The 8918-nt window shown below is 58.6% G+C and carries 6 protein-coding genes and 3 pseudogenes; 8 read left to right on the top strand and 1 reads right to left on the bottom strand.

Annotated elements, in window-relative coordinates; translation table 11 throughout:
- On the top strand, positions 1–1501 hold a 1501-nt coding region (tnpC, locus tag ACWGTO_RS32150), incomplete at its 5' end, for an IS66 family transposase (protein WP_454578764.1).
- Between the two features lie 641 nt (positions 1502–2142).
- Here tnpC and ACWGTO_RS32145 read toward each other — a convergent pair.
- Positions 2143–2346 (bottom strand): hypothetical protein, encoded by a 204-nt coding sequence (locus ACWGTO_RS32145; RefSeq protein WP_454578763.1) that lies wholly within the window; start codon positions 2344–2346, stop codon positions 2143–2145.
- A 703-nt stretch (positions 2347–3049) separates the two neighbouring features.
- Between ACWGTO_RS32145 and ACWGTO_RS32140 the strand changes: the two genes are divergently transcribed.
- The 7 genes and pseudogenes from ACWGTO_RS32140 to ACWGTO_RS32110 form a co-directional block, all read left to right on the top strand.
- Positions 3050–3187 carry a hypothetical protein gene (locus tag ACWGTO_RS32140; protein ID WP_454578762.1) on the top strand — a complete coding sequence of 46 codons (138 nt, stop codon included), beginning with the start codon at positions 3050–3052 and terminating at the stop codon, positions 3185–3187.
- Positions 3188–3324: 137 nt separating this feature from the next.
- Positions 3325–3474 (top strand): annotated as a pseudogene (locus tag ACWGTO_RS32135) (hemolysin secretion protein D); the annotation flags it as partial.
- Between the two features lie 476 nt (positions 3475–3950).
- The gene (locus ACWGTO_RS32130) at positions 3951–4112 is read left to right on the top strand and encodes a hypothetical protein (protein ID WP_454578761.1); all 162 of its coding nucleotides are present in this window, start codon (positions 3951–3953) and stop codon (positions 4110–4112) included.
- Between the two features lie 318 nt (positions 4113–4430).
- Positions 4431–5513 (top strand): HlyD family secretion protein, encoded by a 1083-nt coding sequence (locus ACWGTO_RS32125; RefSeq protein WP_454578760.1) that lies wholly within the window; start codon positions 4431–4433, stop codon positions 5511–5513.
- Positions 5514–5538: 25 nt separating this feature from the next.
- Positions 5539–7692 (top strand): peptidase domain-containing ABC transporter, encoded by a 2154-nt coding sequence (locus ACWGTO_RS32120; protein WP_454578759.1) that lies wholly within the window; start codon positions 5539–5541, stop codon positions 7690–7692.
- Positions 7693–7761: 69 nt separating this feature from the next.
- A pseudogene (locus ACWGTO_RS32115) lies at positions 7762–8564 on the top strand (IS701 family transposase); the annotation flags it as partial.
- 66 nt (positions 8565–8630) lie between these two features.
- Positions 8631–8918: pseudogene (locus ACWGTO_RS32110) on the top strand (IS6 family transposase); the annotation flags it as partial.

The raw sequence follows: 8918 nt of genomic DNA, 5'->3' as shown, positions 1-8918 counted from the left end.
AATCACGAGCACAGAGAAACGGTCCGCGCCGCATGACCGCCCCATAAATCCTCATGCTCCCCGTTTTGCGCCGAAAAGCGAAAAGCACATTGATCGTCTCTTCAATGAAGCCGAGCAGGTTGCCGATGAAGACGCCGGCGGTGAAGATGGCGAGGTCGTCGACCTGCCGGATACCGGCCTTGCGACGATCGAAAAGCCGCGGGACAAGAAGCCTGGCCGCAAGCCTCTGCCGGAACACCTGCCGCGCGAGCGTGTCGCGTATGATCTTGCCGACGACCAGAAGGCCTGTCCTTGCTGCCGTCACCAGATGCATCGCATGGGAGAAGCCGTCACCGAGCAGCTCCATATCGAGGTGAAGGCCAAGGTCCTGCAGAATGTGCGGTTCAAGTATGCCTGCCGCCATTGCGATCGCACCGGCATCAACACGCCTGTTGTCATCGCGCCGATGCCCGCGCAGCCTTTGCCGGGCAGCATCGCCACGGCCTCGACGCTGGCCTTCGCGCTTGTTCACAAATATGTCGATGGCACGCCGCTCTACCGCCTGGCCCAGGCCTTCGAGCGCGCCGGCGTTCCCGTCAGCCGCGGCGCTCTGGGGCATTGGGTGATCGGATCGAGCGAGAGGCATCTCTCCCGCATCTATGACGCACTGAAGCTGCGGCTCAGGGCGCAGCCGCTCATCCATGGTGACGAGACGACGGTCCAGGTCCTGAAGGAAAAGGATAGGGAGGCCACCAGCACATCCTTCATGTGGGCGTATCGGAGCGGAGAGGACAGCGACGAACCGATCGTGCTGCTCGATTATCAACCCGGCCGCGGCCAGATTTATCCGCAGGCCTTCCTCGGCGATTACCACGGCATCGTGATGAGCGATGGCTATTCCGCCTGGCGCACGCTGGCAGGGGCTACCCATCTGGGATGCATGGCCCATTCCAGGCGTCGCTTCGTTGAGGCGCTCAAGGCAAGGAAGAAAGGTGGCGGCCCGCCGGAGCAGGCGCTCCGGTTCTTCGAACAGCTCTACCGGATTGAAAGCCAGGCGCGCAACGAGAAGCCAGACAAAGGTGAAACGCGAGATCACTGCATTCGCCGTTTCCGCCAGCAACACAGCGTGCCCATCCTCAATGCTCTCAAGGCATGGCTCGATGAAATCGCCCCGAAGGTCTTGCCTGACAGTAAGATCGGCGACGCCGTGTCCTACACCCTGAACCAGTGGGAGTACCTGACGCGCTACACAGAAGACGGCAGGATGCCGATCGACAACAACCTCCTCGAACGCGACATCCGAATCTTTGCCACTGGAAGAAAATCCTGGCTGTTCAGCGACACCGTGGACGGAGCCAAGGCCAGTGCCGTCGTCTACAGCCTCATGCTGACCTGCCGCGCCTGCGGCATCGAGCCTTTGGCCTACTTGCGCCACATCCTTAGCGAACTGCCGCAGCGCGCCATAGGTGCTGACATCACCGATCTGTTGCCATTCAACTTCGCCAAAACCGCCGCGGCTTGATCCGATAAAGCCGTCTGAGCGACCCACGTCACATGGGCCACGTCAACGCGCACGGAAATGAAGCGCTTACGTCCGACCAGCGTCGTCTGCGCTCAGTGCCGGATATGATCTCCATGCGAGCCATGCAACCTCTTCGATCTGGTATTAATGTCAGCACTAATGCTGGTTCTAATGCCAGAACATCGCCCGATTTGCCCGATCAGCAAAATCCGCTCGCCGGACGCTCACGCTTCAGCATAGTGATCTCGCACGAGCTTACTGGGCGGGTGATGACTCTGGCAAAACAGTACAACCACCCCTGCAGCCAAGACAACCCCAGATTGGCCGTTAGGGGCCAGGCGGAGGCGCCTCGCTTCACCCACCCTGTTTCCGGCTGTTCGGGGTCGCCCCACGCAGTTCGTGGACGAGGCCGCCGACAAGACCAGTTACGAGGAAAAGGCGCCGCCGCCTGCAAGGCAGTCCGTAATCGCTGGATTGGCGGTTGTCATAACCGGATAAGGGGCTGGATTGACCCGGAAGTATAGGCTGGGATTCCACCATCGCCGTAGCATCGGCAGGGTTGGCCCAGCCAGCCGGTCAGGTCATATCGGCTCATGCCGATGCTGAAACAAATGATCGTCACAAGGGAAAGCCCAGCGCGATCAGAATCCATACATTTTCGGGTTGGCCAGCACAGTGTCGACCGTCAGATGCGGATCGGAAACTTCAACCTGCTGCAACAACTCAATCATCGTGCCCCGATCTCGCCGCCGAACTGTGGCGTCCCACCGATCGAGAACGCCAACGTGGAATAACCGCTCGTTGATCGTCATGCCTGCCAGGCTCGGCTCGTCTTGCTCACCCATGGCCGCAGATTGGCATGGCAAAACTCCAGCGCCAACGATTTATGAGTTCACGACCTAATCCACGCGTCGGCCGGCGGAGACGGAACTGCGCGGCCGTTTGCGCGACCTCGCGTATGACCCGTGTCTGGAATGTTCTGCCAGATTACATCTTTCGGCGAAGTCGGGGTGAATTACTCATCCCCGTCGATAGGACCAGCCTCCCACAGCCACACCCACTGTCGAAGCCTCACGATGCTCGCCCTTTGCCCTTCATTGTCCGTGGCGACAGTACCCTTCCCGAAGTGCTTTGTGTTGACCGCTACTGTCGGGTTTGTCGAAAGCGCGACCATGATGTTCGACCCGGTGCGCTGACGCAGCTCAGTGGAGTCGTTGAATAACCTCCAGAAACTCTTTCTGAGGCGCTTGCCGCTCAGTTGGCATCATTCTTGAGTATCTCTCCTGTGCGGCGGCGCAGTCGGCCGACCCGCGTCACTGACCGATCTTCTCTCACTCGAAGGGAACCAACAATGAGCAACGATATGTCAGCCTATGGTGTGACCGAGTTGTCTCCTGAAGAAACATCTGCAATTGCGGGCGGAAACCCATGGGCAATAGGTATGGCCGTTGCTGGATTTATTGCCGTGGGAGGTCTAGCCATATGGTCAGCCTGGAAGGCCCGGCATCACTGAATAGCAGTCATTGACTGCTAGGAAAGGAGACGACGATGAACGAATATATGCCATCTTATGGTGTCACCGAATTAGCTCCCGAAGAAGCATCTGCAATTTCGGGAGGCTACTGGGGACTGCTTTGGGCAGGTGCTGCAATAGCAGCTTACGTGGCGGCGACTTTCGGGTGGTAAGGGGCGGTACGTTCCAAAATCCACGATTAGAACAGAGGTGCCAAGGCTGATTATGCTTCGTCCTAGCAATTCCCCTTTCGCCCGAAACCGCCTGCTACACCGCAGAGAGCATTCTCTCCCGAAGATCAGGACGATCTTTGGCCATTTATAAAATGCTTGTGCTCTCTGCGGTGGCCACATTGGTGTCGCTGGCCCTCATCACTGTCACGGTTTCGGTTCAAAGCGCGGGTACCATTCGCCCCGTCATCGAGAAGACGCCCCTGGTCGCGCCCGTTTCTGGACGGCTCTTCCTCATGTGACTTTTCGACAGCCACACTTTGGCACATTGCGATGCCGGGAGCGGAGGTCGTCCACCACATCAGGTCATCTGCGCGACCTCGCCAATGACCCTTGTCTGGAATGTTTCTGCCCGACTATGTCTTTCGGCGAGGTCGGGGTGAATCGCTCATCGCCCCCGATGAGACCAGCCTCCCACCGCCACACCCACTATCGAAAGTTTCACCATGCTCGCCCTTTGCCGTTCATTGTCCGGGCGACAGTACCCTCCAGACGTGCTTTGTCGGGTTTGTCGAGAGCGCGACCAATGATGTTCGACCCGGCGCGCCGACGCACGCTCAGTGAGGTCATTGAATAACCTGCAGAATACTCTTTCTGAGGCGCTTGCCGCTCAGTTGGCATCATTCTTGAGTATCTCTCCCTGTGCGGCGGCGCAGTCGGCCGACCCGCGTCACTGACCGATCTACTCATTCGAAAGGAATCAACAATGAGGACCGATATGTCAGCCTATGGTGTGACCGAGTTGGCTCCTGAAGAAGCGACTGCAGTTTCAGGAGGGATGTTTTGGGCAATAGGTTTCGCCATTTTTGGAGTATTTGGCCTGGCAGGTGTAACAATATGGGCAAACCTGGCCAGCCGGCATCACTGAATGACAGGTACTGACTGCTAGGAAAGGAGACGACAATGAACGAATATATGCCATCTTATGGTGTCACCGAATTAGCTCCCGAAGAACAATCTGCAGTGTCTGGAGGTTACTTGTGGGGACTGGTTGCGGCAGGTGCTACGATAATAGGTATTACGGCAACTATAGCGAATTGGGTGTATGGCTCACGCCGGCAACATTAGAACATAAGTGCCGGAGCTAATTGTGCTTCGTCCTGAACATAGCCTGGCAATTCCCGTTTCGCCCGAAACCGCCTGCTACACCGCAGAGAGCATTCTATCCCGAAGATCAGGACGATCTTTGGCCATTTATAAAATGCTTGTGCTCTCTGCGGTGGCGACATTGGTGTCGCTGCCGCTCATCACTGTCACGGTCTCGGTTCAAAGCGCAGGTATCATTCGCCCCGTCATCGAGAAGACGCCCCTGATCGCGCCCATTTCTGGACGGATTTCGCGTATCCTTGCCGCTGACAACGATCAGGTTGCCCGTGGGCAAGAAATCCTAGCTCTTGATGATCAGGTGATCGAGGAGAAGCTCAAGGCGCTCACAGGCGAAATCCGTGCGAAGAGCGATCTTGCCCATGATCTCGCAATCCTGATTTCCTCCGGCGCACAGGCCGACATCCCTCTCCGCCTCCTGACCGAGCTCGCAACGGCCGAGCGGCTACATTTTCTCAACCTGCTGCAAGAGAACCAACATGCTCGCAGTAATGCCGCGACGGAACTCGATCGCGCCCAGCGACTGGTTTCCGGTAACGCGGTGCCCGCAAAGACGGTGAACGACAAGGCTTTCGCCCTCAACAGCCTTGACATCAAGGGCGAGATTCTTGCCCGGCGCCAATCCGCGGAGTGGAACCAGCGGCTCTTCGATACTAATCTCCGCCTTAAGGAACTGAGAGCCAGCTTGCATCAGCTCGAGCATGAACGGGAGCTAAGCCGTATTCGCGCCCCTGTGTCTGGCGCTCTGGAGCAATTTTCCGGCCTCGCGCCGGATAGCTACGTCCAAGCCGGGCAAACCGTGGCTTGGGTCTCGCCGGACGGCGACCTTGTGGCGGAAATCTACGTCCTCCCCAACGATATCGGCTTCGTGCGGCCCGGCCAGTCGGTACGACTCCAGGTAGATGCCTTCAACTACAATCAATGGGGTGTCATCGACGCGACAGTGCTCGACGTGGCACAGGACGTCACCCTTCACGACAAGAATCCGGTGTTCAAAGTCCGCTGCTCGCTGTCTCGCAGCTACCTCGTTCTCAAAAACGGAGTTGTCGGTCACCTCAAGAAAGGCATGACCGTGCGGGCCCGCTTCCTCATGGCCGACCGCACTCTCCTGCAACTCCTCTACAATGGGGTCGATGATTGGCTCAATCCGGTCCTGACGTATTAGTTCCCCCTCCAAGTAGCGAGCCGCCATGCGCAACATCACCAAGTTCAAGCAGCGCGACATCACTGATTGCGGCGCCGCCTGCCTTGCCTTCGTTGCAGCCTTCTATGGTTACAAGCTGCCACTGTCGCGGATCCGCCAGTATGCCTCGACCGACCGTTCCGGCACCACGGTGTCAGGCCTCACGCAAGCGGCTCAAAAGTTAGGGTTCATCGCCAAGGGCGTAAAAGGTGGCTTCGACAGCCTTTACAAGATCCCGAAGCCGGCTATTGCGCACGTCATCATAAAGGAGGTCCAGCACCACTTCGTTGTAATTCAGGCCATCGATGCCAAGTGGGTCAGCGTCATGGATCCAGCCTACGGCGAAATCCGCAAACTGTCCCATGAGGAATTCAAGCTGCAATGGACCCGGGTCCTGGTGCTCCTGGTCCCGGCAGACACCTTCAACCGCCGTGACGAGACGACATCACCACTCACCCGTTTCGCCCGTTTGCTTTCGCCCCACAGGCACGTGATGGCGCAGGCACTCATCGGCGCACTGGTGACGACGATCCTCAGCCTCTCAACCGCCATCTACGTCCAGAAGATCGTTGATAATGTGATCCCGGCAGCCAACCGTAACCTGCTCAACCTCATGAGCGTAGCCATGCTGCTGATCCTGGTGACACAGATCCTGATGAATTTCCTCAGAAACCGGCTCATCCTGCAAACGGGCCAGAAGATCGATGTCCACTTGATCCTCGGCTACTACACTCACATTGTCAGCTTGCCCCAGAAATTCTTCGACAGCATGCGTTTGGGGGAGATCGTCTCCCGCATGAACGACGCGGTGAAGATCAGGAGCCTCCTGAACGACGTCTCGATCACCATGTTCGTCGACGCGATAGTGATAGTGTTCTCGTTCGGATTGATGTTCATCTACTCGTGGAAAATCGCCTTGGTCGCGGCGACCTCCATCCCACTGTACCTCTTAGTCTATTGGACTATTAACCGGCTGAATAGAAAGCACCAACGCACCATTATGGAGGATGCCGCCGACCTGGAGGTGCAACTGGTGGAATTACTCGGAGCTGTCTCCACGATCAAGACCTCCGGCATTGAGAGCTTCGCCAACTTCAAGGTTGAGACCCGCTTCATCAAGATGCTGCACTCCGTCTACAGCTCCGGCCTCATCTCGATCTTTGCAGACAATGCCTCGACTTTCTTCTCGACCCTTTTCACCATTTTGCTGATGTGGTTCGGTGCGACGCTTGCCCTCGATCAGACCGTCACGCCCGGCGAATTACTGTCCTCCTATGCCTTGCTCGGCTATATCACGCGGCCGGTCGCGAACCTGATCCAAACCAACCGGATCGTTCAGGATGCTTTTATTGCGGCGGACCGCCTGTTCGAGATCTTCGACCTTGAGCCGCCAAGTGGCGGCGGCATTGATGCCACCAAGTTCGACCTTGGAGATAGCCGCCTGGAGAACGTGACGTTCCGCCATGGCGCGCAGCCGGAGCTTTTCCAAAATCTCAGCGTCACCTTCCGCCGGGGCGAGATGACGGCAGTGGTGGGGGAAAGCGGTTCGGGTAAGAGCACTCTTGCGGCGCTGCTGCAAAATGTCTACCCGCTTGAGGGTGGACGCATCCAGATCGGCCCACATGCCCTTCAGGACTTCTCGGCCGTATCCTGGCGTAAGGTAATCGCTGCGGTACCGCAATCGATCGATATGTTCTCGGGCTCGGTGATCGAGAACATCGCCCTTGGCGAGTTCGAGCCGGACGTTGAGAAGATCGTGAAAATCTGCGATCGAATAGGCCTGCTGGAGGTGATCCAGCGCTGGCCCGGTGGCTTTCAGGCCCATCTGGGCCAAGGCGGCGTACGCCTGTCCGGCGGCGAGAAGCAGCGCCTTGCCTTGGCTAGGGCGCTGTACCGGGATCCGCAGATCCTGATCCTCGATGAGGCGACTTCCTCTCTCGACTCGGTCGCCGAGGCGTTTGTCCTAAGGGCCGTTGAGGATCTGCGTCGGGCCGGTAAGACCATCGTCGTCATCTCTCATCGACTCAGCACCGTATCCGGGGCCGACAAGATCGTAGTTTTGGATAAGGGGCGAGCCGTCGCGGAGGGAAGGCATGCCGATCTGCTGGCAACAGATGGCACCTATACTCGGTTGTGGCGCGCGCAAATCGCATCCAGCTGACAGGGCTCAGGTTAGGGTTATCATCGCAGAAGCTTCCTGGACTTTACGGTACGAGGAAGAGTCACGGCGCCGTCGGGGGTGGCGGCCAAGCATCAGTCTCTGCTGCATTTCGTGGGACAGGCGCCGTGGTCGGACGCGGCCTTGCTAGCGCGGGTTCGCGACTGGGTTCTTCCACAGATCGAGCAGCGTGGACCGATCCGCGCGTGGATCGTCGACGACACCGGCTTTCCCAAGAAGGGCAAGCACTCGGTGGGCGTAGCGCGCCAGTATTGCGGCCAGCTGGGTAAGCAGGACAACTGTCAGATTGCGGTTAGCCTATCGATGGCAAATGACGCAGCCTCGCTTCCGATCGCCTGCGAATTGTATCTCCCGCACAGCTGGGCGGAGGATCCGGAACAACGCAAGAAGGCCAAGATTCCGGCAGAGATCACGTTCCGGACCAAACCGCAGATCGCGATCGAGCAGATCAGGACGGCCAAGGCCGAGGGCGTCGCGCCGGCGTGGTTCTGGCCGACGCCGGATATGGCGCCGACGGCGGTTTCCGCGCGGGCCTGTCCGAGCTCGGTCTGATCTATGTTGCCGGCGTTCAGCCCACACTCAGCATCTGGCGCCCAGGCGAGAGCCCGCTGCCGCCCAAGCCGTGGAGCGGAAGAGGCCGGCCGCCGTCTCGAGTCGGCCGAGCCGACGATCACAAGCCGATCTCGGCCAAGGCCCTGGCCGAGGAGTTCGACGCCAAGACTTGGCGCACGATCGCCTTGCGTGAAGGAACCAACACCGCGCTCAATTCCCGCTTCGCCGCCGTGCGCTTGCGGCCGGCATCCAGGGACTACAATCGGCCCGAGGCTCACGCCGAAGAATGGCTCTTGATCGAGGGCTCTGTCGCAAACCTATCGGTAAGCGGACTCTGGAACGCCCCTCAGCTTTGGAGGAGTCGGTCGGTGATCCTGCTGTGCGTACGGTGGTACCTGACCTACAAGCTCAGCCTTCGCGATCTGAAGAGATGATGGCCGAGCGCGCTTGAACGCCGATCACTCCACCGTGCCTCGCTGGATCGTGCACTTCTCACCGCAGCTGCTGGAGCGCTTCAACCGGCGCAAGCGGACCGTCACCGGCAAAGGGCATGTCGACGAGACCTACATCAAGGTCCGTGGTCAGTGGATGTACCTCTATCGCGCCATCGACAGTGTCGGCGACACAGTCGAGTTTTGGTTCAGCGAGCAGCGCGA

The sequence above is a fragment of the Mesorhizobium sp. PL10 genome (genome assembly GCF_053714315.1).
The sequence above is the reverse complement of the archived record's forward strand: the minus strand, read 5'-3'. Positions and strand labels throughout refer to the sequence as shown.

Coding starts and splice junctions, on each gene's coding strand:
- ACWGTO_RS32140 (WP_454578762.1), top strand. CDS start 3,050: ATGAACGAATATATGCCATCTTATGGTGTCACCGAATTAGCTCCCGAA.
- ACWGTO_RS32130 (WP_454578761.1), top strand. CDS start 3,951: ATGAGGACCGATATGTCAGCCTATGGTGTGACCGAGTTGGCTCCTGAA.
- ACWGTO_RS32120 (WP_454578759.1), top strand. CDS start 5,539: ATGCGCAACATCACCAAGTTCAAGCAGCGCGACATCACTGATTGCGGC.
- ACWGTO_RS32145 (WP_454578763.1), bottom strand. CDS start 2,346: ATGGGTGAGCAAGACGAGCCGAGCCTGGCAGGCATGACGATCAACGAG.